Here is a 986-nt window from a genome sequence, read left to right on the forward strand (position 1 = left end):
TAGTCGTCCGTGAAGAGCGGCTAAGCGATTGAGCTGGGATCGCAATATTCGTTGTGGCCTGTTTTGGGATTGCAGGGTTTTGATGCTTCGGGCATCGGAACCCTGCAATTTCGTTTTGAGGATTCCATCGAATCGCCAGTCATGATTCCGTCCTCGCATCGGAGGTGGCGATGCGACCGAAGAAGCCCAAAGCGACGGGATCGGGCGATCTGTTCCGGGCCAGGCTGGACCAGATCATCAACATGAAGCACGAGCTGGTTCAGCTCGCCGGCAAGGTCGACTGGGACTGGATCGACGGCGAGATCGCGCCGCTCTACAGCGAGAACGGTCGGCCGGGCATCGCGACCCGCTTCATGATCGGGCTGCTGCTGCTCAAGCACATATACGGCCTGTCCGATGAGGGGGTGTGCGAGCGCTGGGTCCACGACCCGTATTTCCAGTACTTCACCGGTGAAGAGTTCTTTCAGCACGCGTTCCTGCATGAGCGCTCGGACCTGAGCCACTGGCGCAAGCGGCTTGGCGACAAGCTGGAGCTGTTGCTGGCCGAGAGCCTGCGGGTGGCGCACGAGGCCGGCGCGTTGCGCAGCCAGGACCTCAAGCGGGTCACGGTCGATACCACCGTGCAGCCGAAGGCCATCACCTTCCCGACCGATGCCAAGCTGCTGCACGCGGCAATCAAGGGGCTCAACCGCCTGGCAAGGAAGCACGGGGTCAAGCTACGGCAGTCCTATCTTCGCATTGCCAAGACCGCGGCGATGATGGCGGGACGCTACGCCCACGCCAAGCAATTCAAGCGGCATCAGCGGCAGTTGCGCATCCTGCGCAGCCGGCTGGGCCGGATCATCCGCGATATCCGCCGCAAGATCGAAGGTCAGGCCGTACTCGAGAACGCCTTCGCCCTCCCGCTCGGCCGGGCCTCGCAGATCCGCTCGCAGCAGCAGCGCCAGCGCGGCTGGAAGCTTTATTCCTTCCATGCTCCGGAGGTC

Annotated in this window: 1 protein-coding gene; it reads left to right on the plus strand. The window is 62.7% G+C overall.

The genetic code is table 11. From position 1 onward, the window contains the following. Positions 1-170: 170 nt before the first annotated feature. Positions 171-986 (plus strand): IS5 family transposase (locus XH80_RS02935; RefSeq protein ID WP_271597258.1); only part of this gene is annotated, 816 nt, incomplete at its 3' end.

The sequence above is a fragment of the Bradyrhizobium sp. CCBAU 45384 genome (genome assembly GCF_028128665.1).
Classification (GTDB): Bacteria; Pseudomonadota; Alphaproteobacteria; order Rhizobiales; family Xanthobacteraceae; genus Bradyrhizobium; species Bradyrhizobium manausense.